This window comes from Pseudomonas sp. LTJR-52 (genome assembly GCF_003691465.1).
In the GTDB taxonomy this organism is placed as follows: Bacteria; Pseudomonadota; Gammaproteobacteria; order Pseudomonadales; family Pseudomonadaceae; genus Chryseomonas; species Chryseomonas luteola.
Genome location: NZ_CP033105.1, coordinates 4,943,326 through 4,970,280, shown reverse-complemented (window position 1 = coordinate 4,970,280; position 26,955 = coordinate 4,943,326). Strand labels below are relative to the sequence as shown.

Sequence of the window (26,955 nt, the reverse complement as noted above, 5' to 3'; positions counted from 1 at the left end):
ATTCGACTTGCCAGTTCTTTTATATTTCCTTGCAATATCAGGGAAAGACATTATGGCATTGGCGGGTCATAACGTTATTGCTTTTGAGATATCGATTAAATCCGCATTTTCCTAACTTGTCTTGCAGGCTTATAAGGATCTTTTTGCAGTATTGATAGTTATTAAAAGGTTAGTCGTGGCTGATCTGTTTCTAAAAATAAACTAAGAGCTTCATGACGTAATAAACGTACCTGTCCATTTGTCGGATTTGATGGCAATCAGTTTTTCTGAATCTACGCTGTTGTTACCAGTGCAACTGGTAACTATCAAGATCAGAAGAAGGATGCGGTCTCTCTGGTTAACTGGCCTACTGCCATCTTTAAGGCCATATATTAGGTATAACGACAAGGAAATCGATATGCGTCTTCACCACCTTTTCACTGCCACAGCCCTAACCCTTGCAACTGCTACTGCAATGGCTGAAATGAATGAGTCTGAGATTAACCAGGCTGGGGATGGCAATACTGCTGAGCTTACCCAAACCGGAAGCTCTAATAAGGCAGTACAGAATCAACTGGGCATCAATAGTAGGCAGATCGTCGAGCAGAATAGGAACACAAACTCGGCTACCGTTTTTCAGGCAGAAAATACCAACGACGCTGAATCAAGGGTTTACCAGACGGGTGACAATAACCTTGCGACCATCTACCAGGAGGGCGGTAGCTATGCTGATGTAACGCAAAATGGTAATGCAAACGTTTATAACTATGACGGTACAGGTGGCTTAATAGGCGTAGCGTCCAGCGAGCAAATTGGTAATAACAACGTACATAATATTGTCCAGACCGGGCTGTACTATGCTCCCGTTTTTGCCTATACCACTGGCAACGCAAACAACATCACTGTAGAACAGGACACGGGAGGTGTGGGAAGCGGCTTTTCAGTAACCCAGAATGGTGATAACAACGCTATTACCTCTACTCAACGCTATATGAATAATTCGGTCGTAGGCGGCCAACTTGGAAATGCGAACGTTGTAGTCGTTGACCAAGACGGCAGTAACCCTAAGTATCCTGAGGACGGCGGGAATAGCTTGAGCTTTAACCAGACCGGTGACGGTAATAGCGTAAACGCCACTCAAATCCTGAATACATCAGCCGGATTCACACAAAATGGTAATAACAACACTATAACTTCCAGGCAAGAAGGTAACGCCGGAATGTTTGCTTCAGCACGGGTTTATCTGGATGCAACCCAAACAGGGGATAACAATACTCTGAATGTAGACCAGAGGGCTGCGCAGGGATCTAATGAGATCACTACCAATCAGGAAGGTAATGGCAATACCATGGATCTTGTACAGGATAGAACGATCGATAGCTCACTGGAAGTCGCTCAGCTGGGTGACGACAACTACATGAGCATTACTCAGCGCCAGACGGTTAATGACGCCTTTAAGCTCACTCAGGAAGGCTCAGGTTTGTCTGTAACACTTGAGCGTACCGGCCAGGGTAATCAGGCTACGGTATCTCAAACCGGCATGATGAATACAGCGGCCATTATTCAGCAGTAAGCCAACAAAGGAGGCCATGAGAACCTTGAGTTCTCATGGCCTCTCTGAGCTTTAAGCCTGTCATAAGAGGCATGTCGCGTTTCCAGACACTTGGTCAACACAGCTATCTGTGTGGTCTAGTCATAAGGTTTGCTTATGCCCAGGAATATGGAAAATAGTTTGTTTTCATTTGCCTCGTCTTGGAAGATATGTGCGGATGAACCAATACACGAGTAGTATTGCTTCGGATAACCCAGCCGAAGCGCTAATAGAGTCCATTGGTTATAAGCCCCCCTTTTAAGTTCACTGCCTAGCTGCAAATAATTTTTTATAACGCTGTCTTAAATTGTGTTCTGAACAGTCCGCCCACATGCATCGCTCAATACAAGCCAGAATAACCACAGCCTCGAAGCTACTGGCCAGCTTGTCAAAGCAGGTGTATTTTCTTCAACTAGCTGAATGGCAGCTCGTTTACGTGTATGTCAAACCGTCGAGGCACGCCTAAACACGTGGTGCGCTAGGTAATTACTGATCGCATACTAAAGTGGTTGCGATCATGACGTAACTCTTCACTATCGTAGTCCTTGTCAATGCTTCCTATCAGTAAGCATTGCAGAGTGAGGCAAGGGGTATATTTGGTCCTGACACCTTGATAGCTGAATCATTTCGATTGTTAGTTTATTCTCTGCAGCTGATCTTTCGTAGGATACCACGCCGCCTTGTTCATCTCTGATTTCTGCTAGAGAGTATACAAGATGCCAGTCTATTAGCTTCTTTTTAAGAAAGAACTTAATTTCTTGAGCTCATTTAAAAGGTTGCCTACGCCACTATGCTGCTCTTCGCAGCTTTGTAAGGAGCTTAACTGTTCCTCTAAGTCGGAGATGAATTTTGGGGCGTCTTTTAAGTCGAAGCTATTAAAGTGAGCGATGCATTCCCTCGCTAGCCCCAACTTGGTTTGAACATCTTCTAAAGCACGCATAGTATTCAAAACGCTTTCAGCCTGCTGGTTTGGTAGTTTTAAATCAGGCCGCTTATCGACGAGTGAAAAATCATGCAGCCAGTCACCAACCTGAACAAGATGAAACGTCTCGACTATTTTTTTGCCAATAGCCTCTCTATCGTTGCCAGTGAGCGGCATGACACTAAACTTATTCGATGCAATAGTTATCAAGTTCGTTAGCTCTTTAGATTTTTCGCGCTTTGCTGCTAAATCACCAAAGGTAGTAAGTTCATCTGGCCTTGCTGCCATCTCATAAAGAGTGTTCGTTATGCGCTCTAAACCTGCAGTATGTTTCTCCTGCGGTAACCGAGCGATTCCATAAGCGAAAAGGGCTTCACTAAGCGTCATCGCGATGCTTGGATTTTCGACATTTATATCTGGTAGTGCGTTATATAAATGATCCAACTGCTCAAGCTTGGATTCAGACTCTGATTGAAAATTACTTAGATATTTAACAAATTCCATTGCTATAGACGATTTGTCTAGATTGTTTGCGTTGGGTAGATGTTGAAGTAACGTATCCATCACCCTGGTATTTGGAGCCTTTTGTAAGGTCGTCCAAGCCTCTACAACGTTGTCAGGAACCTTGATGTCATTGTGCTCAATCATGGCTTGACATAATGCATCGTTAGATTGTGACAATGCCAAGCGATCAGGAAAAGCCAAGTGCTTTGCCACCTCGCTGACAATATCCTTATTGGCCTTTTTCCAAGCACCTGAAAATCGTGCTACTTGCAGGAGCATCTGGCCGAGGCGGTATTACTGGCAATTTCTGAGGAGGCAGCGGAGCGGTTTCACTCTTCTGAACATCCTCTCCAGGTGTTGGAGAGTGAATGGTGACAACAGAAGGAGTACCAATCGGATACATGATGGACAGGCCTGTTGGATTATAGAGAAAACTCCTGCGTGGTTTTCTACTAACAAAAGTTCCCACCTATGGCCTGGACTGAATCTGCTGTGATCAGATCCTTTACCTACGCCGGACGCCGATCCGTTGGCTTTATTGACGAGGCGGTTTTTGCTTGAGCCCCTAATCCATAGGGCTTAGACCTTCAATTGCTAGTCCAAGCGGTAGTGATGCAGGAGCGAGGATAACGGTGCAGCACTTTTACTAAGTCGCATCGTTAAAAGACTCCTGGCAATACAGCTCAGACTTGGCGCGGTTAAAAAGCGTCAAGTGGCAGCATGACGTAGCAGTCGCAGCGTCGTGACATGCTGTATAAGCCATATTGTTTTAGAAGCAGAAGTCGGACCAAAGCTTGCCATCTACTGATGCCTGTCTTGAATCGAATGCAAGCGTGGAGCCTCGCCTTGCCTCAAGCATTCAACGTTTAAATCGTGAAGGTCCGCTCTACAGCGCACCTGATTAAAAAGCTGCAGCTGAGCCTGGTAGGTGCCGGTCATGACATTGCGTCGAGACGCAGGCAGATTTGACAAACAAAGTTAACCATCATAATTATCTTGGTGGCTGACTGATAACGGGGTCAAGCGCTTCAAAAAATGGGCATACAACAACAAGGAAAACCCATGAAACTTACACCAGGGGTGCTTGCCACCTGTCTTTGTCTCTTATCGAGCACAACGTCGTTTGCCGAAAACGCCCAAACACCTCATCAGCCTAATATCCTCCTGCTGGTTGCTGATGACCTGGGCTATGCAGACCTTGGCGCAATGGGCAGTGAAATCAGCACACCTAACCTTGATCAGTTGATTGCTGGTGGAAAGCTCTTGCTGGACTTTCATAGCGCGCCGAGCTGTTCTCCTACCCGAGCCATGTTGCTTACTGGCAATGACCAGCACCTGTCAGGTATTGGCATGATGGCCGAGACACGTAATCGCCTGTTTGCTCACCAAGCCATCCGGCCTGGCTATGAGGGCGTATTACAAGGTGAGGCTGTTACGCTGGCTGAACTACTGCGAGACGCCGGCTATGAGACTTCCATTGCAGGGAAGTGGCATCTGGGCAAGCTGCCGGAACAACAGCCCCAGAATAGAGGGTTTGCTGAGTCCTATGTGGTGTTGGAGGGAGGGGCTGCTCATTTCAAGCAAAAGGAAATGTCTATCCAGGCCAACTACTCGGCAACCTTTGTCCATAATGGGGAACCGATTGCTCTGCCCGAAAACTACTTCTCGACCACCTATTTTACCGATCGGTTGATCGAGACGACTCGGGCGGCGCATGAGCAAAACAAGCCTTTCTTTGCATTTGCAGCCTTCACGGCGCCTCACTGGCCGCTCCAGGCGCCGGATAGCTATCTTGCCAAGTACCGTGGGTTCTATGACAGGGGGTATCAGGTGATTGCCGATCAACGCCTGGTTCGCCAAAAAGAGCTGGGCCTGCTTCCAGCCGATTTCCAGACGCGGGCGGTACTGGAAGGCGTGCCTGATTGGAATTCCTTAAGCGCGGAAGAAAAAGTGCGCTCAGCACGCTCAATGGAGGCCTATGCGGCAATGGTTGAGTCTCTGGATCAGGAGATTGGCCGCCTCGTCACTCATCTTAAAAACCTGGGCGAGTATGACAATACACTTATCCTGTTCATGTCCGATAACGGCCCGGAGTCGGTAAACCGAGGGGATTCAATCAAAGAATGGGTAGCCGAACACTTTGATAATCGTCTGGACAATTTGGGGCGAGCTAACTCGTTTGTGACCTATGGTCCAGCCTGGGCGCAAGTTAGTGCTCAGCCGGGACGGCGCTATAAGCAGACCATTTTTGAAGGTGGAATACGGTACCTGCGTTTGTACATTTTCCGGCCAGGGTCCTCAAGGGCCAGACAACGGAGTTTGCCAGTGTCCGCGACGTCATGCCGACCTTTCTTCAGGTAGCCGGTATAGAGCATCCCGGTATTCGCTATAAGGGTAGGGCGGTCATCCCGTCACAGGGCAGCACGATGTTGCCGTTTCTTAGTGGAGAGGAGCCGCGGATTCATGCCGCCGCGCAGCCGATGGGGTGGGAGCAGGACGGTGCAGCAGCGCTTCGTCGAGGCAACCTGAAGCTGGTCTATGCGCCCAAGATAACAGGCGCAACCTGGCGTCTATATGACTTGGCCACCGATCCCGCCGAGCAACAGGACCTGGCTGGGCAACATCCTGAACAGGTTAAGGACCTCCTGCTAGACTGGCGGCAGTATGCAGGCAGTAACAACATCTCTATAGACGAGGCAGGAGTGCCGCGCTTTCCTGCACTGCAGCGCCCGGCCGACAGCGCACCAGACCTGTGAGCGTACGGGTACGGCGTAATCACCTGATCGCTATCAGCGCTCTTTTGCTCGCGATCCTGACCGGAGGGCTTTTGCGCTACCTAGCCGTGGCGGATTCATCGCCATTGCCAGGCTATTTGTGTGAAACCTACGACGGGCTGCCCCTGACGCGGCAGGGCAGAGAGCAGCATGGAATGATCCAGCTAAGCGCAGGCCGGTTTACGATGGGGTCCGAGCGCTTCTATCCCGAAGAGCGGCCAGCGGTCCCCGTTGGCATCAAAGGTTTCTGGATAGACCGTCACCCTGTCACCAATGCGCAGTATGCAGCATTTGTAAGGGCAACCGGCTATCAGACGCAGGCGGAGCGCGGGCTCAGTGGCGAAGCGGCCAGAGGACTTCCTTCGGCGGTGCGTCTGCCCGGCTCGCTGGTATTTGTCCGTTCAAAAGAACATCCAGGATGGCAGTTTATTGCTGGAGCAAACTGGCGGCACCCGGAAGGCCCTGGCTCGGGCATCGAAACTCGACTCAGTCATCCTGTGGTTCATGTCAGCTTTGATGATGCTCTGGCCTATGCCACATGGCTGGGGCGAGAGCTGCCAAGCGAGGCGCAGTTGGAGTACGCCGCCCGCGGCGGCCTAGTAGAAGCGGACTACGCTTGGGGTGACAAACCACTGGATCATGAACATCCACAAGCTAACACTTGGCAGGGCGACTTTCCCCTTGCGGATCGAGGAATTGATGGATACCGGGGGACATCTCCCGTGGGCTGCTTTCCACCCAACGGATTCAACCTTTTTGACATGGGAGGTAATGTCTGGGAGCTTACCCGTACTTGGTATCGCCCGGGCCATGAGGGTGTTGAGACCAATAACCCGGAAGGGCCTGATACGGGGCTGGACCCGCGGGAGCCTGGCGTTCCGGTGAAGGTTATAAAAGGTGGCTCCCACGTATGCGCCGAAGATTACTGTCTTCGTTATCGACCTTCCGCCAGGCAACCCCAGGTCAGTTATTTAGGCACCTCGCATATCGGATTTAGAACGGTCTCGACAGAGGCGCCGACCCGCTAGGCAGCTGTATTTCCAAGCTTGGGTTACACCTGGCCGTTCTTGAATGGAAATGGGGCTGCCCAGGGCGGCTCCGCTCCTGCAGTAGTGGTGTTCGTCTATCTAGGCGCTGTCAGAAAATAATTTTCTTAGGCACGTCAAAGAGATCATGGCTTCGAATTTCGGCGCGGGCTATAGCGCACCCAACAAGCACGCGATTAACTTCTGAAATCAGGCGTCCGGTATTCTCATTAATGAACTCATCTAGTCTTTTAGGTGCTGTGCCTAATTTAGCTTTTCGCCCATGAAAAGAGGGTGCTGGAGTGCATTGATTCAACTATCTGAAAGCGTCTCGATGTCTGTCTAGGTCACAAGATGTAGCTATTCTTATGGTAGAGCAAGAAGACGGCAATCGCCCTATCCGTAATTACCATTAAACGTTTCGTCTCTACGCGCTGAGCTCGTGGTGTGGGACGCAGCTTGGCTTGTTCAAAGCGCCTCGGCAGCCTGCCTCACATTTGGAACCGGCACTGACCATAAACCACTTATTCAAACGCTCCACCTGAACTAGGCGACTAACGGGTCGGCAAGGTCTGTTGCTAAAATAGGTAACAAAGCCAGATGAGCTGGATGGCCTTGGTCAGGATGGAACCTATGCACAAACCCGGCGCTATTCACCGATTGGTTTTAAGCGGCACCATCATTTTCGAGGCAAGGTAAACATGAGTGTATCCATACAACGACCAGTTCCTCAGAACTTACTGCCCTTGGATTCCCAGAACATGGGCTTTTCTCAAGGTAGTTATGGACAAAATGGGCAAGTCTCATTTGGCTTGGGCGATAGCAGTCCCGTCAATTTCGGCAGCCTATATGGCGCCGACAGCAATTCTTTGAACCACAGTTTCAGCAACAAATCTATACAGGATCCGAGCAGTGCCAATAATGTGGAGCAATCTCTAAAAGATATCCTTGAAATGCTCAAGCCCCTAATTCAACAACTACTGATGCTGTTGCAAGGTGGGCAGCAACATGCCCCTTCCAACAACTCCGCCGGGAATGAAAAAGGCAGCGGGGGGAAGGGCAATGCTCCGGTCACTTTTGGTAATGAAGGCCAACCCAGAGATGTTTCATTTGCAGCACAAAGCCCTAGCGGCAAGGAGGGGGAGGCTAGGGCGAACGACGCAGGTGATGGTCAGACAGTGAAGCCCGGCAATGGCATCACTTCAGTTAATGCTGGCAACGCACCGAAGGGCATGCCGCAGGGTCTTTGGCAGAACTGCGTCAAAGCGGGAGAAAAGTATGGAGTTGATCCCTTTGTGCTTGCAGCTCAAGCTAAGCAGGAGAGCAATTGGGGACAGAACATGGCTAATGGCGACGGTGTGATGCAGGTAGAAGCCGCTACACGTAGCGAAAACAGCGGCATGTTCCGTCAGCAGGCAGGTCATGAATACGACCATTCCAGTCAAGCCGACCAGATAGAGATGGCCGCCATGATAATGAGCAATCTGGGTGGCGACACCCGGAGTCAGTTGGAGAAATACAACGGCGGGCCTAACTGGCAGCCAGGCTCAGTCGATTCTTTCCAGCGAACCACCGACCCTCAGGGTTATGCGCAGAAAGTAATAGCGACGGCAGAGGAATTGCGCAGCAGCGTAGCATAAGCAAACCATAGAGGGCTTAATTAACCCTCTAAGCGCCATTAGGCTATTAATGTCGCGAGCGTAAGTACTAATCATCAATATATACTTATCAAGCCGACGCCTATTTCACTCATTCTTATAAAAACATGCGCCTCGCATAATAAGCGAAGTGTAGGGTTCTTTATAAGCTAGGCGCATGGCTGCGCTAACCCTACACAAGGTCTCCTGTGGAATGCCCAATCCTTTTGTTTTGTAAAACTTACGAATTCTAACGAGAACTCATCTCTAGATTTGCCACTGAGGTGAGTGGCTGCGCGGCTTCGCAGTATTTGAAAGGCAGTCGAGATCTCAACGGCAGCACATCGGGTTGGCTGAAATGATGACTCGGGAAAGTACTTTTTCGAGTTTGAGGAGTTAGGCATTTAAAGAGTTAAAAATAAAGGTTAAGAGCTGCCAATGCGTTCTGCTTGAATCAGGAAATTTTTTTAAAATTGATTATTATAATATCAATTTAAATTTAAAATTATTCATTTTTGGACTTCTAGACTCGGACTATGTAGGAACCAATATTCACTTCAAACCACACAGAGCTGTTTGGTTTTAGGTGCTTATTATCATGGAACGGTTTTTCTTTCGTATGCCTTTTGCCTCTCTGCGGGCTAGTTTTCTTTTTTCTATTGCCTTATGTGCAGGTTGCCAGCTTAATGATTCAGTTCAACTACCCGAGGCACGCGCGCCACGCTTGGTCATTCGTGAGGGGCAGGAGCCGATCATGGTATCTGACTATTCCCAGCCACTTATGCCACGTGAAAATAGGTCCGATATATGGGGAAGGGTGAGCAGTCGGTTTGCCCTGGTGGATCAGGTTGGGCGTAACGATCGGATTAATCAGCAGCTTAACTGGTTAATCCAGAATCGGCGTTTTATAACCACCGCCAGTGGCAAGGCCGCACCTTATTTGCATTTTATCGTTGAAAGTCTCGAACAAAATGACCTTCCGGCCGAACTGGCTTTGTTGCCTATGATCGAAAGTGCCTATGACCCAATGGCCATCTCAAGCCAAAGGGCGGTCGGACTATGGCAATTCATGCCCCGTACTGGTACAGATTTCGGCTTGCGCCAGACGTCGCTTTATGACGCGCGGCGCGATATTATCGCGTCAACACACGCTGCCATGAGGTACCTAACACGTCTACATGAGCAGTTTGGAGGTGATTGGCTATTGGCTTTAGCCGCCTATAATGCAGGTGAGGGGACCGTATCGCGCTTAATAGAGGCCAATCGCAAGAAAGGGCTTCCTACCGATTATTGGCATCTGGATTTACCCCGTGAAACGCAAAATTATGTCCCACGGCTCCTGGCCCTATCCATTCTTGTCAAATCGCCTCATGGGCATGCCATAGAGCTGAAGCCTGTAGCGGATGAGCCATACTTTATTACGGTTCGCTTGGCCCGTCCTGTAGAGCTGGCGCAGTTGGCGCTTATATCAGGTATCCCAAAAAAGGAACTACAGCGGCTAAACCCTGCCTATGTTAACGGCAACACCATAGGCGGTCCGGGGCATCTCGTCATTCCCATCGCTAAAGAGAGGTTATTGACAGCTAATCTTGATACGCTTGCGCGCTCTGGCAGCTCCGTTCATACGTCGGAAATGCAGAAAGGGCAGTCGGCTATTGCCGCCACGCCTTAATCAAGTGATGTGTAACATATTACCATTAAGATTTATATTTCTATTATCTATATATTTAGAATTTTATTTCCATATTTATAACCGTTACGTGGCATAAGTTATCAGGCAACTTCTAGACAAGAACTGGCTCAGTTTTTTTCAAAAAGAATGCTTGTGTCGAGCCCTAGTATCTTAATGGACTTCTGAACGTATTAAGAAAACGCGGTGATAAAAGCCATTTGTGAAAAGTCTCCTGATCTTTTACAACATATGCATAGGAGTATGGTTGATAAATGACGATAAACCGCACTGTTAAAGATAAAAACCAGCCACTGTCTGAATCTTAGCCCCTTGAACTATCCAATCCGCCTTGGATGATGTACAGGTTTTGTCTAGAGAGTTTTCAATAATATGAAGCTTTTATTACCTTCTTCCGGCTTTTATGCCTTTATTTGATTTGGCAAAACTCGGTGCATCTGACCTTGGTTTTATGCATGCCCTGTAGTTTCAAATAGCTGTTTTAATCCTATGTTTTGATTAATAAAAGCAAGAAAAAGATAGTTTGCTATTTGTTAACCTATTCACACAACTCAATTCACATATTGACGATTTTGGTTACAAAGATATTACTATTCTCGACCTTCAAGGTGAGAGTTGTCGATGCAAACAGAAACCGCTATACAAGATCGTGCGGACTGTAATAATAATAACGCGCACAACGTTCTTGGGGCTGGCCTGGATTTTAACCATCTTAAAATAGACCTTCTGCTTTATGGCGAGACGGGTACAGGAAAAGACACGCTAGCAAGACAAATTCATGATCTCTCGGAGCGGTCCGGCTCCTTTGTTGCGCTTAACTGTGCCGCTATACCAGAGGCACTTGCCGAAAGTCAGTTATTTGGTACTGTAAACGGAGCCTATACGGGCGCCACACGTTCCCGACAGGGGTATATAGAAGCGTCAGACGGCGGGACTCTTTATCTGGACGAAATCGACAGTATGCCTTTGGCGCTACAGGCCAAGCTGCTACGTGTCCTGGAGATAAGAGGAGTTGAGCGATTGGGATCCACAGAGTTTATTCCTGTTGATCTCCGTGTTATTGCCTCTGCGCAACGCCCGTTGGATGAACTTGTGGAACAAGGGTTATTTCGTCGCGATCTGCTTTTTCGACTCAATATGGTAACCATCCGGTTGCCCGCGCTACGTCAGCAGCGTGAACAGATATTGCCTTTGTTCGACCAGTTCGTTACAGCCATGAAAAATGAGCTTAACAAGCCAGCGCCAACCCTGGGCAACCATTATGTCCAGTTGCTTCTCAGCCATTCATGGCCAGGCAATATTCGTGAGCTTAAATCAGCGGCCAAGCGTTTCGTCCTAGGGTTTCCGCTGTTGGGGGCGGAGGGCTGTGATGCTGTTTTTTCTGAAGAGCCAGCTGGGCTCAAATCACAGCTGAAAGTTGTCGAGCGGCTGCTGATTCAAGATGCGCTTAAGCGACATAAACATCAGCTCGATGCGGTTATTCAAGAGCTGGATATACCTAAACGTACGCTGTATCACCGAATAAAGGAGTTAGGCCTTTAGTTTTCTTCCCAAAGGCGAAAGGAATCTCGCATCGGGATGTCCCCGCGCTCTTGAAGTATTCGAGGTCAAGAATGAGCGAGTATGATTTGCTTGACGAAGCATTGGCGGTCTCACCTGACCTGCCTGATCTAGATGTCATTGCACAGAGCCTTTCCGAATTCGCCGTCGATCTGTTGCTGGCGGGCGAGACTGGCTCTGGTAAAGATACATTGGCCCAACACATACATTTGCTCTCAGGGCGTAAGGGACCCTTTGTCGCAATGAATTGTGCTGCGATTCCGGAATCGCTTTGTGAAAGCGAACTTTTTGGCGTGGTGAGTGGTGCCTATACCGGTGCTGATCGTTCTCGTGTCGGATACATAGAAGCCGCACAAGGAGGAACTCTTTACCTGGACGAATTGGACAGCATGCCGCTGGCCTTGCAGCCCAAGCTGTTGCGCGTATTGGAAACGCGTGTGCTGGAGCGGTTGGGATCAACCACACCGATTCCGCTTGATATCTGTGTGATCGCGTCTGCCCAGCGCCCGCTGGACGGATTGGTCGAGCGGGGTGAGTTTCGGCGTGACCTGTATTTTCGACTTAATGTGCTAACGGTGAAGTTGTTACCACTGCGGCTCCAGCGTGAGCGCATTCTTCCACTGTTTTACCGTTTCTTAAAAAGTGCGGCGAGAGAGCTTGAACTCGAAGCCGGTAAAGTTGATCCGGTTGTGTCTCAGATCCTGTTGAACCATGACTGGCCTGGGAATATTCGCGAGCTAAAGTCTACTGCCAAGCGTTTCGTGCTCGGTTTGCCGCTGTTCGACAGCGAGTTGGTAGGCGAGGGGGAGTCACCTACAGCACTCAAGTTCCAGTTACGGCTTATTGAAAGGGTATTGATTCAGGAATCGCTCAAGCGAAACCAGCACTCTATCGATGCCGTTAGCCGTGAGCTGGATATTCCTCGGCGGACGCTTTACCACCGCATGAAAGAACTGGATGTTTGAGTTATATCTGAACCGCTCAGCCTGACTTATGCAGGCTGAGCGGTCCAAGGAAGGCGCAACTTTCTACATTAATGCGCCTTGGGTATGCCGAACTGTTCCAGTGTAGGGTCAACGTTGTGGTCGAATGTTTCCTGTTTCTTGTGTTTGTTTACCGCATCGATAATAGCTTTGATACCAAAGCCGATGGCTAGAACGGCATCAATTGCCCAGCCAATCGGTCCGGCCGCGGCGCCAATGGCACTGGCGGCTGCCAATCCAGCTGCTTCGCCCGCAACCATTCCGACTACACGTCCTGCGACGGCACCCGCCATGCGTCCGAGACCGGCAGAGGCATCCTTGCCAAGGCTTTGTGCCACGGCGTTATAACCCAGCTTACCTAACTCAGCTGAGCCTTTGGCTCCGTCATAAATAGCCTTGGCTGCGCCAGCGGTGTCTCCGTTATTTAAGCGCTCTGAGACCGATAAAAGGCTAGCTACGCTAACAGCGCCGCTGCCGGCTAACAGGGTCTTACCGCCCTTACCGAGGTCTGACGCAGATGTCTGTTTCTCCACATTGTCTCTTAGTTGAGAATACAGCTGCTGACCTGTCATTTTCTTCTCGTCAGCATCTTTTGGAAGCGTACCCGCATCCTTCAAGTCCTTGATTACGCTTGCCCCTTTGGCTGTGGTAGTTAAGGCTTTCATGGTCGCTTCGGCGTAGCCGCTCTGCGCTGCAGTCGTAGCGCTTTGCGGAATAGCGTCTTCATACGCTAACTTCTTCGCATCTACCTGGGACAGAACATCTTTAGGGTCTGATTTCTGGTCCTGTTTAAGTGCACTCTCGGCTGCTTTACCTTGAACAAAGTTCTCCTGATAGGAGCGATCAATTTCCTGTTTAAGGTCCGGACGGCGGTCTAAGACCTGACTGGTAGTGGGTACGTTATCTTTACCTTTCAGGTCGCCTTGTAACTGGAGTTCTGCCGTCATGTGGCCAATAGCCTGGCTATAATCCACAGGCTTACAGTCTTCTGGCTTCTTGCCCTTGTTATCCTTGGCGGCCTGGTCCCGGGCGGCTTGCATGTCTTGCTCAAGTGCCTTACCTAATACCAGATCTTCGTGGCGTTTGTTGACTGCCTCTTTCAGGGCGGGGTCGCTGGCAATCAGGGTCCTTTCCTGTGCAGGAACTGCCTTGTCCAGATAGGTTTTAACGCTTTCATCGGTCTGCAACTGAGCAATTTTTTGCTGTAGCGCCTCGGAGGTCTTGTCTACTTTTCTTAGCTTGCTTCCTCCCTGGACTTGCTCGAGCGTTTCCTGCAGCTTGACCATGACGGCGGCTTTTTGCTCACCCGTGTAATTGTCGGGGTGGTTGAAGACATCTTCATTGAGTTTACTGATGTCCACATTAGCCACTGCATTACGGGTAGCGGCGTCGCTCATCATGGATGCGAACTCGCCACCATTCTTGGGCGCTTGTTTCTTGATCCAGTCGTCTATGTTTTTGGTACTGATCTTTTTGTCTGCATTGTGTAGTGCAAGACCTTCCCCCTCAAAGCCGCCTTGATCAAGCATGTGCAGAAAACCAGGCTGTGAAAAGGTCTGGGCTGTTTGAGCAAGTTTTGGAGAAAGCCCTGGGTTCCCTGTTTGAAGCCCCTTCAAGGCATCATCGGTAATGTATTTACCAACACTTTTTTCTTTGTCTGGATTGCCTGCTTTGGCTAGCGGTTCGTTAGCACGCAGCATCGCGGCGGAGCGGACCATGGCTAATGATTGTGGATCCGCGCCCGGGTTTTCCTTTTGATACGCCTCGACATCCTTGGATGCAGCCTTTGCAGCGTTCTCCATGTTCTTGATAAAGGACTTGTAATCGTTTTTAGAAATGTTGCCGTCGCACTTTCCGCCGTGCTTGCTGGTATCCAGCGCTTTCTCGAGCGCCGGATTGGCCTTGATGAAATCTTTAGCCTGGGCCGAGCCCTCTTTACCTTCAGCCGCCATCTTGGCGGCGGCAATCGGGCGATTGAGTTCTTTTGCCGCCTGTTCTCGTTCCGCCGGTGGCAGATGAGCCACCAGTGCATCGTATTTCTTTAGCTCCTCCGGAGCGGAGTACTTTGAGTTATCCAGAAAGTCCGCATCGGCGGCTTTAGGCGTAGTGGGTGGATCACTGGTTTCAGTACCGCTGACTGTCCCTACGGTACCGGCTTCTCTTACTTGCGTTGGCTGCTCAACAGAAGGTCGTGTACGGCTCATATCTGGCCGTTCCGGCCGGAACTGTCCTGGTGTTGTCTGAGCTGATGGGGTTGTCGGTTGCTCCAGGTTCCGTAGCAACTGTACAAGCTTAGAAATTAACCCGTCACGCGTAAGCGACGCGTTAGATGCGTTAGATGCGTTACCTGGCAGCGTCTGCCGCGTGGATGGAGCGTTGGTGCCGAACTGAATAATGTTACCGGTATTGCCTCTGCGCTCAGCTGGCGCAGCACTGGATTCCGCGCCCGTTGGAGAGAGTTCAAAACTGACGTCTGGATTGGCAATAGTTCCCATTCCTGGCGTGGGATTGGATACGCGCATGGATACTTACCTGTGTAGGAAGCCGGAGTGTGGGGGCTGAGTGGCAGGTATCGCTGCGCAGTTCCATTCAGGTAGCGCTGTGTTCCTATACATGAGCGCTAGAGTGAATACGGGAGCCGGTAGTAAGAGCAGCCAGAAGAATTTCTTGAAGTGACATGGAACCGATCCCCAAGGCGGTGCCACGCATGTGCACCAAGCAACGATGCTGGTATTTCTCGAATCACTACAAAGGTGCATATGCCATGGTTAATCCTGTCAATAATCCTAATACCGGTTTTACGGGTTTCGTTGGTGACGTGACCAATGCCGGTGGCCAGTTTGTACAAGGCGCTAATCAGGCCGAGGCTAACTTTAGTACTCAGCAAGCCATAAATGAAAAGACGGGCACCAGCAGCTCGATTGAGGCCCAACGTGCTGAGATGAAGAAAAACGATGAAAACAACGCAGCGTTGATTGGCTTGCAAGGTGAGGCGAGCCGGCGGACCGCTATCCAGAATACGCTCAACTCCATCCAATCGATGGAAGATGACGCCTCTAACAAGAAGATCAGTTCCGCAGCGCAAAACGCCAAGGGCATCAGCTACTAACACGTGCTGCCCCTCGGTTTGAGGGGCGCAGGCCTTAAGGAGCAGGAACTATGTCAACCATAATGAATAGTGTGATCCCTAATCAATTGCCAAGGATGGATATTGAGTCGCTAATGCTGACCGGATCCAAGGAAACCCAGAGTAAGCCGTCACTGGAAGATGTGATCAAGCAGCTCTTGCAGGAATTGACCAAAAGCGGCTCGCTGGATGAGTCATCCCCATTGGGAAAAATGCTCGCCCAGCACATGCAAGAAAAAGGAATACAGGGATCAGGGCCGGAGGATCTTAAAAAAGGTCTGGAGAGTCTGATCAGCGACAAGCTGGGCCCGAACTTCGGCGCTGCAGATTCCGCAGGCCTTAACGGTGGCAGCCAGCAAGACCTCATGTCCAAAGTGCTCAACGGGTTGGCCAAATCTTCCTTGGATGATCTGCTTTCCAAGCAAGGAGAGGGCACTACCTTTTCCCAAAGCGATATGCCCATGCTGGAAAAGATTGCTGAGTTCATGGACAAGTTTCCCAAGGACTTTCCACCCCCAGATTCAGGCTCATGGAAAAATGAGCTCAAGGAAGATAATTACCTGAGCGAGGAAGAAACAGGCGATTTTCGTGCAGCGCTCGATAAGCTTGGCTCGCAGCTGCAGGCTAATGCTTCAGAAGGTAGCCAGGGTCTAGGGCAGGGGGGCGGGGGGTTTGGCCTGGGTGATTCGGGAGCTTTGGGTAATCAGAACTCACCTAGTAGCGCAGGGCAGCCATTGCAAGGCGGCAGCGTCGATGAGCTTGCCAAACTCTTGAGTGCATTGATCGAGAAAGGGCTAGAGGCGACCCTCGCCGAAGGTGGAAACGGTGGTGTGGGTAATGGTCAGCCACAGGGCGCTGGTCAACACACCTTGAACAGCAGTGCAGCGGAAACCGCGAATGCGTTGGTGCAGGCCTTGTTACAGGGCGGCGGCTTACAAACACAGGCATCGAGCTGACCCACCTTTTATCGACACCGTCTGTTGGAGTCTTCAAATGACGATTACATCCGTTAGCAAAGCAAAGCAGCCAAGCGTTGATATCGACCAGGGGCTGATTCAGGAGCCTTCACAGGCGGACGTCGATCTGTTTTCCGCAGCGATGAGTGTTGGGACCGCCGCCGCGGTGCCAGGGCAATTACCTGCCCTGGTAGCTGGAGCACTGGTGGATCGCGTCCAGAGCACGGACAAGCTCTCACAGCAGGCCATGCGCAATATGAAAGCCGCTGCAAGTGCTGATGACCCTATGGACATGACCATGATGAGCCGCGCGCTGTCAGCGTATTCCTTGCAGATGGCCGTCACTACCAAGGTGGTCAACAAGACTGCACAAACGCTCGATAAACTGACCAACCTGCAGTAGGTAAGCCATTGTGAAAGGGTCTGTCGCGACGCTATTGCTCAGTATTCTGCTGCTTGCAGGATGCAGTCAGGAAACCGATCTGTTCAGCGGACTTTCCGAGCAGGACTCCAATGATGTCATTGCGTCGCTGGCTGACCAGCACATCGAGGCGCATAAACGCACGGAGAAGACAGGTATCGTCGTCTCCGTGGACAGCGCCCATATTAATCGCGCGGTAAGGATACTTGATGCGGCAGGGTTACCGCGGCGTACTCATACCAGTCTGGGTGAGATCTTCAAGAAAGAAGGTGTCATATCCACCCCTCTGGAGGAGCGCGCCCGCTATATCTACGCATTGTCACAAGAGCTGGAAGCTACGCTGTCCCAAATTGACGGCGTGATCGTGGCCCGCGTCCATGTGGTACTGCCAGAGCGTGTTGCCCCTGGCGAGCCTGTGCAACCCGCCTCGGCGGCGGTGTTTATCAAGCACGCTGCAGCCCTTGATCCAGACAGTGTACGGGGCCGTATACAGCAAATGGTTGCAAGCAGTATTCCGGGAATGTCAGGTACTACGACGATGGATTCAAAAAAGTTTTCCATTGTGTTCGTCCCGGCCGCCGAGTTTCACGATACTCAGCAACTGGTCAGCCTCGGCCCATTCCTCGTGGATAGCGAAAAGGCGGCTTTCTGGAGTCGGATGGTGTGGGTAGCCCCGGCAGGAATGGTTCTACTTGTACTCGTACTGATGTTGCTGGTTCGATCCGACTGGCGATCGGCCTTGCTGCAACGTGTCACCTCGCGGCGCGGAGGCGGCTCTAATTTGCCGAGCCGGATCTGATGTCTACAAACGTCAGCAAACGCTGGGTCCAATGGTGGTGTTGCGCCTGGCGCGACGCGCACCCTGAGTGGAGGGCCCGTTTCATTGACCAGTCAGGGCTTCCGCCAGCTATTTGCGAGACACTGGCCATACAGCGTGTTGATGTCTTCCTAAAATTTGCAGGTGTTGTTTTCCTGCAGCCTCCTGAGCCTGAGGCTCACACGTTGAAGTGGCTGTCGCTGGATGACTCACAGAGTCAACTCGCCTTATCGTTGGTAGGCCGCATCTGCTCACCTGAACATCCTGATTCATCGGTAAACGACGAGTACACCCCGTGGTGTCGTAGCGTCGCAAAGGCGCTGCGCCCGGGTCTTTGGCTAGATAGCAAGTCACTGGACCCGCGCCTATTGCTAGGTGTCTGGTTGGGCGTCAGTTACTGGTCGAGGGTTCGCCTCTACTGGTCGCCAAACGCCCTGGAGGAAAGTCCTATAAAGGCGATAGCAGCTAACACCATGGCTTGCTCCAGACTACAGACACTCTGGCCCGCTGTCTTTTGGCAGGTAACAGAAGGTATGGAGATTCAACATGCTGGCTAGGCGCTCTCTGTCCCTCGGTGTGGCTGTCATTAGCGAGCCTGTGCTACGCAGGGAAGATCTTGTTGATGCATTACGTGCACAGGACATTCTCGAGCATGCCCAACAGCAGGCTGAAGTGATTCGAACGCAGGCTCTGGTAGAAGGACAACAGCTGATCGATCAGGCCGTTGGCGAGTTCTGGTCGGTTGCCAATGAATTTCTTCAGGAGCTCCACGAGGAGCGGGAGGCCTTTCGGCGAGAGGCACTGGTTTCGGTGGAGGAGCTGCTTAATCTGAGCCTGTCCAGGTTGCTGGATGAGGCTCAGCTTCCGGAGCGAATCCGGGCACTATTACGCAACCTGGCTGACAGCCAGCCCGTTGCGGTCGCTGCAACCCTGAGCTGTCATCCTGATCTTACCGAAACCGTAAGCGAGTGGCTGTCACACAGCCGCTTTGCCAAGCTGTGGCGGCTGGAAAGTAACAATGCTTTGCCTGTGGGGTCGTTGAGACTTACTCATACCAATGGCTCGTTTGACGTCGACTGGGAAAGCCTGCGCAACGGCCTACTGCTGTAGCCATCTCCAAACGAGATGGAACTACCTACCGCGCAGGATCCACTCAGGGCCGAATCCCTAAGATGGAGTCCCATCATGCTCAATTTGAAAACCCTGCAGAACCGTCTCGATCATGCCTACAAGAGCGCACAATCCGAGATGGATGAGGCCAGCATGATCGCCACCGATACGTGCGATGTTGAAGACATGCGCCTGTTTAACGAAGCCAGCCGGAAAAGCGCGGTTGCCAGCACGGTCCTGGGTGAGTCGCTACGGGCCAAGCACAGCATGACCAAAGCCATCATCGACGGAATCCAGTGACTGTTCGACGGCGCGGCTCCTGCACCGCGGCGCCTTCTTTTTTGACCAGGGAGCGTGAAATGCGAAAGGCCTTGATGTGGTTGCCTTGGTTGTTGTGTGTCATCAGCCCTCTTGGATGGGCTGCAGTACCTGAAAGCTGGAAACATACGGCCTATGCCTATGACGCCCGGCAAACAGATCTGAACAGGGCGCTTGGTGATTTTGCCAAAGAGTTCGGCATGAGTCTGGACATGCCTTCAATGGATGCTGTCCTGGACGGCCGTATTCGAGCCGCCAGCCCTCAGGCTTTTCTAGACCGTCTGGGGCAGGAAAACCATTTTCAATGGTTCGTTTATAACGAAACGCTGTATGTCAGTCCGACACGGGAGCAGACCTCCACACGTATCGAGGTGTCACCGGATGCAGTTGATGATCTGCAGCAAGCGCTTACTGATGTAGGCCTTCTGGACCCACGCTTTGGGTGGGGCATCCTGCCGGATGAGGGGGTGGTATTGGTTCGTGGCCCGGCTAAGTACGTGCAATTCATTCGTGACTACAGCCAGAAAGTCGAGGCACCGGAAAAGGCAGAGAAACAGGATATCGTGGTGTTGCCGCTGAAGTATGCCAATGCCGCTGACCGAACCATTCGCTACCGTGATCAGCAGCTGAACGTGGCGGGGGTGGCCAGCATCCTTCAGGAGCTGTTGGAGAGTCGCTCTCGAGGCGAGTCGATCAATGGCATTAACCTCGCGCAACGCCCAAGCGGTACCTCGAGTGGATTAGGGGCCGCGAACCCTCTTGGGTTGAGCTATGGCGGCATAGGAAACGACATGGATTTTGGTGCGATAGAGCAGGGGCTGGATCAAGTCCTGGGTCGATCAGGGCGCAAATCAAAGGGCGAAGAAAGCTCGTCTCGTAGTCGAATCCGTGTAAGCGCAGATGTTCGTAACAACGCCGTCCTTATCTATGACTTGCCCAAGCGCAAGGCAATGTATGAACAGGTCGTCAAGCAGCTGGATGTTCCACGGAATGTTATCGAAATTGATGCAGTAATTCTTGATATTGACCGTAACGAGCTAGCGCAGCTGTCCAGCCGCTGGAACTTTAACGCCGGTAGTGTAAGCGGAGGTGCAAACCTGTTTGAGCCTGGAACGACATCCACGTTGTTTATTCAGGACGCCGGCAAATTTTCTGCTGATCTGCGCGCGCTGGAAGGTAATGGGGCGGCCTCTATTATCGGCAACCCGTCGATTCTGACCTTGGAAAACCAGCCTGCCGTTATCGACTTCAGCCGAACGGAATACCTCACCGCGTTAGCCGAGCGTGTCGCTAATATTCAGCCTATCACCGCTGGCACCAGCCTGCAGGTCATTCCACGTTCGCTCGATCATGGGGATAAGTCTCAGGTGCAGCTCATCGTTGATATAGAAGACGGTCAGATCGATGCCTCCCAGATCAACGACGAACAACCGGCTGTCCGCAAGGGAAACGTCAGTACTCAAGCAGTGATTGCGGAGCATGGGTCGCTGGTCATCGGAGGATTTCACGGGCTGGAAGCCAATGATCGGGTCAGAAAGGTACCGCTTCTGGGAGATATACCGGTCCTTGGTAAGCTGCTTTTCCAATCACGCAGCCGCGAACTAAGCCAACGTGAGCGACTGTTCATCCTCACGCCTCGGCTTATAGGCGATCAGGTAGACCCGGCGCGCTATGTGCAAAATGGTAACCCTCATGATGTGGATGATCAGATGAAGCGAATTGATACCCGGCGGGATGGCTTTGTCCAGCCTACGCGTGGAGACATCGAGCGGGTCTTTACACAACTGGTAGACGGTGTTTCGCCCACTGGGCTTTCCTTGTCTTCTGCCTTGCCTTTTGAGCCTGACAGCCTATGCGATCCGGCCAATGGTCTGGTTCTGGATCGGCAGCGCTCCCAATGGTTTACCCGAAAGGAGTGGGGCGTAGCAGTCGTGGTAGCCCGTAATCAGACCGAAAAGCCCTTGCGTATTGATGAAAGCCGCTGTGGGGGCCGGTGGGTCATGGCGGTAGCGGCCTGGCCTCATGCGTGGCTGGAGCCCGGTGAGGAGAGCGAAATATTCATTGCCTTGCGCCAGCCCCAGCAGTCCTTGAAAAATGCTGCCCAAAGTCGTCCCTCACTGCTACGGAGAGCTATCCCATGATGCGTGGCCGCTATGCAATCACTCTTATCGCACTCGCCTTATTAGGCGGTTGCGCAAGCCGCTCCGGCTGTGTGGGCTATGCGTGTGAGCGTCCCGATTCAACAGATCGCCAACTGGTCATCTGGTGGCCTCAGGATATGCGGCAGGGTTTGAATGACCGGGACCCTGACGTGGACTTCACGGTGGTGCGGCTAAGAGATTGAAGATGGATGATTCGGGTAATGGAAAAGCACGCCTTTTACACCCAGCTGTTGGCAGGGCAGGCGGCAACCTGGTCGATAGCAGAGGGAGTCTGCTTCGCCAGTTGCCGCGAACATCTGGAGTGGGGAATGGCGCTGCGTATCCAGCGTGGTGTACTTACCCGCGAGCAAACGGGCCAGATATTGGCGCGCCGATTTACTGATGCCGAGCGTTACCAGAATTACCTTTTATCCCTGGATCCAAGATGTGGGTTCGCTATTTGGCATGCGCTGCCCACGCTCTCCGAGTCGGTTAAATCCCTGGATGGTATTCAACAGCAGCAGCTAGTTCTTGCTGGGCTTGAATACCTGACTGAATAAATCGCCTCGTTCTAAGCGTGCATGTCACTGGCTGTGACTACCCATTTGATAGAAAAACAGCCGGCCGTAAGGCTCGTTTCTTTTGAAATAAGACGACTGCTCGGTGATGAAACTCGGCGTGGTGATCCTACTGCACCTTCAATGTAGAAAAGAACGAATAAACGATTGGAACCGATAGAAGCCATCTTCCACATAGAGGGCATTGCTTCTCAGGAGCAATGCCCTGGTGGCGTAGCACTTCTACTGCTACATCAATGGAGAACAATAGTATGGCTTCGCAACACTATCACCGACTGCTGGAAGAAATCAGCCAGCTGACTCTCATTCCTGAAACTGTCTTGTCTCAAGAGTTGACACATCTGTCCATTCGCGGCGTGGACTTTTCGATGTACCCAGTTGGAAACCAGGCACAAGCCCACCTCGTGATTCATTGTGATCTCGGTTCGTTGCCGGACAAACGCCGAGAAGAAGTGCTGTCACGCTTGCTTGATACCAACTTTCACATGGTGAACTCAGCAAAACCCGTAACGTTCTGCCGTAACGAACAGTCCGGGCACATGATGCTCAGTGCGGCGCAACCATTGTCAGGCCTGACTGGTCAGGCGGTTCTGGATCAAATGGGATCACTGGCGGACTACGCTCTCGCATGGCGTCAGAACTTCTTCCTAAGCGATACAACGTCCAAACCTCGAACGCCTGTAGTCGCCAAAGAAACGCAGCTGCCACGTACCTCGTTTTCCAGGAGGGCTTTGTAATGCTCCCAATCCATACCGGGCGCGCCGCTGGCGCCCAGGGCGTGCATACGTCAGAAACTGATGAGATTCAACGGGCCTCGGTGGAGGGTGTAACTACCTCACACCAAGGAGCGATAGAGCAGAGCCAGATGCCCGGCGCGTACCCCCCTTCGCCTACCGCGACTCCTTTTGAAATGTCGCCAGAGCTCAGATCCGAGGCGGCAAAATTCGCAAAGAAGCCTCAAGTCGCTAGCAAAGAGTATTTAAGCGAGCGCATGCAACTTGAAGGTTCCTATCTTGCAGAATTGCAGAAACATGCGGAAAAAACGGATTCGCCTGACAGCGCCTTTGTCAGTTTCCCCCAGATTGCAAGGGATCTTGGCCTTGAGAATCCAGTTGCCGACAATATAGAAAGGCTACAGCAGCAGACGACTCAGGAGTTAAAAGAGATTCTGAAGGGCGCCAAACCCGATCAGGATAGAATGCAAGCGCTAACGATGCAGCTTAAAAAGCTTCTCTCGGAACAAACAGAGTTGTTTGCCCACCAGGCAGCTAAGTACGAAGAAGTGAAGAGGATGGATGGGCTGCCTGAAGAGGCCAAGATAAATATTCAGCGTAGCGAGCTAAGTTTTTCGGCCTATGCGACTAAAACAGCCTGCGATGTCCCAAACATGGTTGCTCAGGCTCATGAGAAAGCTTCATTGATCGAACACTCTCTGAAAGCAATTGGACATGAGGATGAAGCAAAGCCATGGACTGCTACTACAAAAGAACTGGAAGGACTTCAGAAAGATATCTCTTCTGACTTCAAAAAGGCTGTTGATCAGGCAAAACTAACTTTATTGGTAGATGAATACCAAAAAGTCAGTGGTGACTGGAAAAATAAGGGGATGGCATTCATCGGCCAGGGCGCGCGTCAGGGATGGTTGTCCGGATTTGCACTCGGCACGGTAAGGGCCTTCACCTTGGCCGGTTTGGAAGGCAATAAAGCCGCTCAGGTATTTGGTGCTGGAGCTACCACGGGTATTGCACATGAAATCGGAACCCAACTATTGGCACCGGTCGTTCTGGAAATAATGGGGGGGGCGACGCGCCCGATCAATACTGCGGAAGTTTTACCTGCGCCTAATAAGTTTGTCAGTGAAAACGGTGTTGTGCGCGAGCGTAACGAAGATGAAATGAAGGCAGCGCAGAAGGAGGTCGCAGATCTTCGTAAAGAGCATGAACAGAGCAAGAATGCCAATAAAACAGGATCTCTGCCGGGTGAGGCAAAGGCCTGGTCTTTCTTTTCTGGCATTCAAGGAGCAAGTGCAGCCATTACAAGCAATATGGACCTGACAAGTACCCAGCAAGCAGGTGCTATTACGTTAGGCTCCATCATTGCTGGTTTTTTCATGGGTGCCACACATGGCGCCGACGGGCTCAACGCCAAAATGAAAGATCAGTATGGACGTGCGCTTCCTGCCCACACGATGAAAAAACCATCCGATGCTCCGCTTAAAGCCAGGCTGAAGGATACCATCGATGCAGGGTGGGCAAAACTGAACCCAGCGGACACCAGCGCTCGCAAGGTGTATGAGAACAAAATTGCTGCCCTGACGGTGGGGCTGGGCTATCAGAGAGTATTAGACCCAGCCATCAAAGCCGTAGAAAACAGCTCTCCTGCTGTCAAAGCTGGGGTAACAGGATTCGTTACAGGCGTTCAATCCATTATGCTGCTATCTCAGGCGTGGGGTGGTTTTGGGATTGGTGCGCAGACCGCTGCCGATAAGAAGGCCGCGGCGGCAGAGCGTAAGGAGAAGAACCTTCCTGAGCCGGAACAAGGTCGGTTTGATCGTCTCAATACGGCGAGGCTTAATGTGTTCAACCCGGGACGGGACGCCTATACCCATGCTACTAAGGATGGTGTAGCTAGATTGGCGGAAAATGCTTACACGGTACTCCAAGGTATTGGCGAAATACCCGAGACGGCAGTCACCGATATGCTAGAGGCTACACCAAGTCTGCTAGAAGACGCCGGAAGGATGATCGGAAGCGGCGCACAGACGCTATTCAGGCCGAGCCGTGAAGCCCAAGCCAATAGTGCAGACGGTGGATCGGCTGCAGCAGAAGAGCATGAGATGGCGACCCTTAGCTCTAAGGGTAAGACAGTCTCGAGTGCCGAGCGTGGTGAGTCAAGCGGACAGCAAGGACGTGGCGAATCAAGTAAACAGCCACAACGTTAATACCACCTCGCATGGACGCGAACGCGCGAAGTTACCGCTCCAGTTGACTGTTGCTCTTCTTAACAACAAGCAAGAGGCCGGGCATTGACTTCAATGCCCGGTACTCAGTGATTGTCTAACCTACATCCGATACTCAGCACTACCTCGACATATGACGGTTGCCTAAACTGCCAACGTTAAACATGCATGGGTGAACCGCAGATGTTGGTATCCTGGCTTTGCGCCAGCTCAGTCATCAATGGGCCTACGCTTGGGCTGTGAGCCAATCATTACTGTGTACTATCCTGCCAGGCCGTCAAAAAATCACGTTCTACAGACCTATAAATAAGTTTCCTTATCTGTAAGCGTTACGCCATCTCTAGCACGAGTAAATAGTGAATAGTCAGAAATCGCTAATTACTCGACCCGAGCGATACTACCGCACATGCACCCTTGTAGCGCAGTGATGGCGAATCAGCTTAACCGGGACAATAGCACTATAACTATCTTCCCTACGGTGCATTTGTATCAGAAGGAGATGCCGGCAAACCGCTAAAAAGAAGCCATTACAACTGCAGTACAAACGCTGTGGTTCGCCCAATCCGCCAAAATTCCTACTACCTCCCGGTCTAGCTATGTCCACGATAAAGGCATGAGGCATCGCAAAGAGCTATGGGAGCGTGACAAGTCGCCATTACCGAAGTATTAGCCCAAGTCAAAAACGGTCGGCTTTATTTGGATGACTGGGACAATGAGTGCGCTCTTAGTGGTATTGGATTTATTCTGCGTATCAGCATGTTAATCCAAGCGCTGAGCTCAGGGGCTCAGGGGCTACTAGAGGAGTCTATGGGAACAGGCCGATATGTATGCCACAAGCTTTTTTCTTGTGGGATCAAACGCCTGGTTTGGAACCAACAATGTCCTGATGCCACTTAGTTCGGCAACCATTTGAGAAGCACTCCCTGTCGATTTGATCGAGGCACCGTTTATGCGTATAGATTCAACAGGACCATTTGATAGCGTATCACCAGAGTCTCCCGGCTCTTCCAGGGCTTCCCAATCAGATATAAACAAGGAGGATGTCATCGCCTTTAACTGCACGCAGACGCAGGAGCCTGTTACATATGGGAAGGAGCCCAAGGGTAATCGAACAGTTAAGGACGCTATGGCCAATGCTGGAGAACACCTAAAGTATGTTCCGGGGCTTGGTAACGTTTTAAAGGGGGTTGGAAATAGTGACGAAGGGGCTCTCAATACCCTATCCGGTGGGCTTGGTGGCGTTACGAAAACTGCAATGACCAGTGTAGAAGGCATCGTTACGGGCGGCTCGCGGAATCCTGCACAGGCATTGACCAACGCCTATGTTGCGAATGTGCAGAACTTTGATAAATGAAGAACATCGCTAAAGCGTTAATTTAGACAAGTAGTACTCCTGATCGAATGCTTGCGACCAGGAGTACCTTTAGCAGTGGGATCTCATTAAGCAGAATGCGTATCAGCTAACCATACCAGGCTGGGCGACTGGAAATTTCTAGTCATCATGTACGGTGGTTCGTTTTCAATGCCCACCCTAGGTCGGCTACGCACTGGCTACCCAGCGCCCAGCGAGCATTTGGTGAGCATAGTCAGTTAGGCCATAGATTAAAGCCGTTTATAGAGTCCCGGTAACTTCATTCCGTGGACGCAGTATTTTCTTGATCACTAGAGTGTTAGCGTTTCAATCGTTCAGGCATATCTTTCTGCAGTGTAGAGCCTTTACATGTACGTCAGGCTACTCCAGTGACAGCAGCCGCTGTCTCATGATTCTAGGCATGAGGCCGTAATGATCATGATATCAATCGCCTTAAGTTTGTTAGTGATCTTAAAAGGATACTTAAAACTATAGTAATAGGTAGATGGGGA

The 26,955-nt window shown here is 51.1% G+C and carries 23 protein-coding genes; 21 read left to right on the top strand and 2 right to left on the bottom strand.

The window, feature by feature from the left end; all coding sequences use genetic code 11:
- The first annotated feature begins 397 nt into the window (after window positions 1–397).
- Window positions 398–1,552 carry a hypothetical protein gene (locus EAW52_RS26525; RefSeq protein WP_256680665.1) on the top strand — a complete coding sequence of 385 codons (1,155 nt, stop codon included), beginning with the start codon at window positions 398–400 and terminating at the stop codon, window positions 1,550–1,552.
- A 745-nt stretch (window positions 1,553–2,297) separates the two neighbouring features.
- Here the strand turns inward: EAW52_RS26525 and EAW52_RS22950 are convergent.
- Complete coding sequence (locus tag EAW52_RS22950; protein WP_122044211.1) at window positions 2,298–3,275, bottom strand: hypothetical protein; 978 nt, start codon at window positions 3,273–3,275, stop codon at window positions 2,298–2,300.
- Between the two features lie 783 nt (window positions 3,276–4,058).
- On the opposite strand from EAW52_RS22950, the gene EAW52_RS22945 reads away from it, so the two are divergent.
- The 7 genes from EAW52_RS22945 to EAW52_RS22920 all read left to right on the top strand — a co-directional run bounded on the left by EAW52_RS22945 (window position 4,059) and on the right by EAW52_RS22920 (window position 12,647).
- Complete coding sequence (locus EAW52_RS22945; RefSeq protein ID WP_256680664.1) at window positions 4,059–5,357, top strand: sulfatase-like hydrolase/transferase; 1,299 nt, start codon at window positions 4,059–4,061, stop codon at window positions 5,355–5,357.
- Window positions 5,336–5,752, top strand: a complete 417-nt coding sequence (locus EAW52_RS26520; protein ID WP_256680663.1) for a hypothetical protein — start codon at window positions 5,336–5,338, stop codon at window positions 5,750–5,752. The genes EAW52_RS22945 and EAW52_RS26520 overlap by 22 nt, the downstream gene beginning before the upstream one ends.
- Window positions 5,749–6,798 carry a formylglycine-generating enzyme family protein gene (locus tag EAW52_RS22940; RefSeq protein WP_256680662.1) on the top strand — a complete coding sequence of 350 codons (1,050 nt, stop codon included), beginning with the start codon at window positions 5,749–5,751 and terminating at the stop codon, window positions 6,796–6,798. The genes EAW52_RS26520 and EAW52_RS22940 overlap by 4 nt, the downstream gene beginning before the upstream one ends.
- Before the next feature lie 698 nt (window positions 6,799–7,496).
- Window positions 7,497–8,435 carry a glucosaminidase domain-containing protein gene (locus EAW52_RS22935; RefSeq protein ID WP_122044210.1) on the top strand — a complete coding sequence of 313 codons (939 nt, stop codon included), beginning with the start codon at window positions 7,497–7,499 and terminating at the stop codon, window positions 8,433–8,435.
- Between the two features lie 751 nt (window positions 8,436–9,186).
- Complete coding sequence (locus tag EAW52_RS22930; protein WP_162997698.1) at window positions 9,187–10,104, top strand: transglycosylase SLT domain-containing protein; 918 nt, start codon at window positions 9,187–9,189, stop codon at window positions 10,102–10,104.
- Window positions 10,105–10,818: 714 nt separating this feature from the next.
- The gene (locus EAW52_RS22925; RefSeq protein WP_256680852.1) at window positions 10,819–11,664 is read left to right on the top strand and encodes a sigma 54-interacting transcriptional regulator; all 846 of its coding nucleotides are present in this window, start codon (window positions 10,819–10,821) and stop codon (window positions 11,662–11,664) included.
- Between the two features lie 71 nt (window positions 11,665–11,735).
- Window positions 11,736–12,647: a sigma 54-interacting transcriptional regulator gene (locus EAW52_RS22920; RefSeq protein ID WP_122044207.1), complete on the top strand. Its 912-nt coding sequence runs from the start codon at window positions 11,736–11,738 to the stop codon at window positions 12,645–12,647.
- 68 nt (window positions 12,648–12,715) lie between these two features.
- Here EAW52_RS22920 and EAW52_RS22915 read toward each other — a convergent pair whose 3' ends face one another.
- Window positions 12,716–15,187 carry a type III effector HrpK domain-containing protein gene (locus tag EAW52_RS22915; RefSeq protein ID WP_122044206.1) on the bottom strand — a complete coding sequence of 824 codons (2,472 nt, stop codon included), beginning with the start codon at window positions 15,185–15,187 and terminating at the stop codon, window positions 12,716–12,718.
- A 155-nt stretch (window positions 15,188–15,342) separates the two neighbouring features.
- Here EAW52_RS22915 and EAW52_RS22910 point away from each other — a divergent pair, with 155 nt between their 5' ends.
- From EAW52_RS22910 to EAW52_RS22850, 13 genes are all read left to right on the top strand, one after another.
- Window positions 15,343–15,774 carry a hypothetical protein gene (locus EAW52_RS22910; RefSeq protein ID WP_122044205.1) on the top strand — a complete coding sequence of 144 codons (432 nt, stop codon included), beginning with the start codon at window positions 15,343–15,345 and terminating at the stop codon, window positions 15,772–15,774.
- Window positions 15,775–15,824: 50 nt separating this feature from the next.
- Window positions 15,825–16,748 (top strand): harpin HrpZ family protein, encoded by a 924-nt coding sequence (locus EAW52_RS22905; RefSeq protein ID WP_122044204.1) that lies wholly within the window; start codon window positions 15,825–15,827, stop codon window positions 16,746–16,748.
- 37 nt (window positions 16,749–16,785) lie between these two features.
- Window positions 16,786–17,151 carry a type III secretion system inner rod subunit SctI gene (gene sctI / locus EAW52_RS22900; RefSeq protein WP_122044203.1) on the top strand — a complete coding sequence of 122 codons (366 nt, stop codon included), beginning with the start codon at window positions 16,786–16,788 and terminating at the stop codon, window positions 17,149–17,151.
- 10 nt (window positions 17,152–17,161) lie between these two features.
- The gene (sctJ, locus tag EAW52_RS22895) at window positions 17,162–17,968 is read left to right on the top strand and encodes a type III secretion system inner membrane ring lipoprotein SctJ (RefSeq protein ID WP_122044202.1); all 807 of its coding nucleotides are present in this window, start codon (window positions 17,162–17,164) and stop codon (window positions 17,966–17,968) included.
- Window positions 17,968–18,543 (top strand): type III secretion protein, encoded by a 576-nt coding sequence (locus EAW52_RS22890; RefSeq protein ID WP_122044201.1) that lies wholly within the window; start codon window positions 17,968–17,970, stop codon window positions 18,541–18,543. The genes sctJ and EAW52_RS22890 overlap by 1 nt, the downstream gene beginning before the upstream one ends.
- Window positions 18,533–19,096 carry a type III secretion system stator protein SctL gene (gene sctL / locus EAW52_RS22885; RefSeq protein ID WP_122044200.1) on the top strand — a complete coding sequence of 188 codons (564 nt, stop codon included), beginning with the start codon at window positions 18,533–18,535 and terminating at the stop codon, window positions 19,094–19,096. The genes EAW52_RS22890 and sctL overlap by 11 nt, the downstream gene beginning before the upstream one ends.
- Window positions 19,097–19,171: 75 nt before the next feature.
- The gene (locus tag EAW52_RS22880) at window positions 19,172–19,396 is read left to right on the top strand and encodes a type III secretion protein (protein WP_074825831.1); all 225 of its coding nucleotides are present in this window, start codon (window positions 19,172–19,174) and stop codon (window positions 19,394–19,396) included.
- A 59-nt stretch (window positions 19,397–19,455) separates the two neighbouring features.
- Window positions 19,456–21,555, top strand: a complete 2,100-nt coding sequence (gene sctC / locus EAW52_RS22875) for a type III secretion system outer membrane ring subunit SctC (RefSeq protein WP_122044199.1) — start codon at window positions 19,456–19,458, stop codon at window positions 21,553–21,555.
- On the top strand, window positions 21,552–21,758 hold the full coding sequence (hrpT, locus tag EAW52_RS22870) for an HrpT family type III secretion system protein (RefSeq protein ID WP_256680661.1): 207 nt from the start codon (window positions 21,552–21,554) through the stop codon (window positions 21,756–21,758). The genes sctC and hrpT overlap by 4 nt, the downstream gene beginning before the upstream one ends.
- Before the next feature lie 18 nt (window positions 21,759–21,776).
- Complete coding sequence (locus EAW52_RS22865; protein WP_122044198.1) at window positions 21,777–22,115, top strand: type III secretion protein HrpV; 339 nt, start codon at window positions 21,777–21,779, stop codon at window positions 22,113–22,115.
- A gap of 269 nt (window positions 22,116–22,384) precedes the next feature.
- Window positions 22,385–22,870 (top strand): CesT family type III secretion system chaperone, encoded by a 486-nt coding sequence (locus tag EAW52_RS22860; protein WP_162997697.1) that lies wholly within the window; start codon window positions 22,385–22,387, stop codon window positions 22,868–22,870.
- A 41-nt stretch (window positions 22,871–22,911) separates the two neighbouring features.
- A complete protein-coding gene (locus tag EAW52_RS22855) occupies window positions 22,912–25,074 on the top strand; it encodes a coiled-coil domain-containing protein 22 (RefSeq protein ID WP_162997696.1) in 2,163 nt (720 codons plus the stop codon).
- 967 nt (window positions 25,075–26,041) lie between these two features.
- Window positions 26,042–26,446, top strand: a complete 405-nt coding sequence (locus tag EAW52_RS22850; RefSeq protein WP_122044197.1) for a hypothetical protein — start codon at window positions 26,042–26,044, stop codon at window positions 26,444–26,446.
- Window positions 26,447–26,955 lie beyond the last annotated feature (509 nt).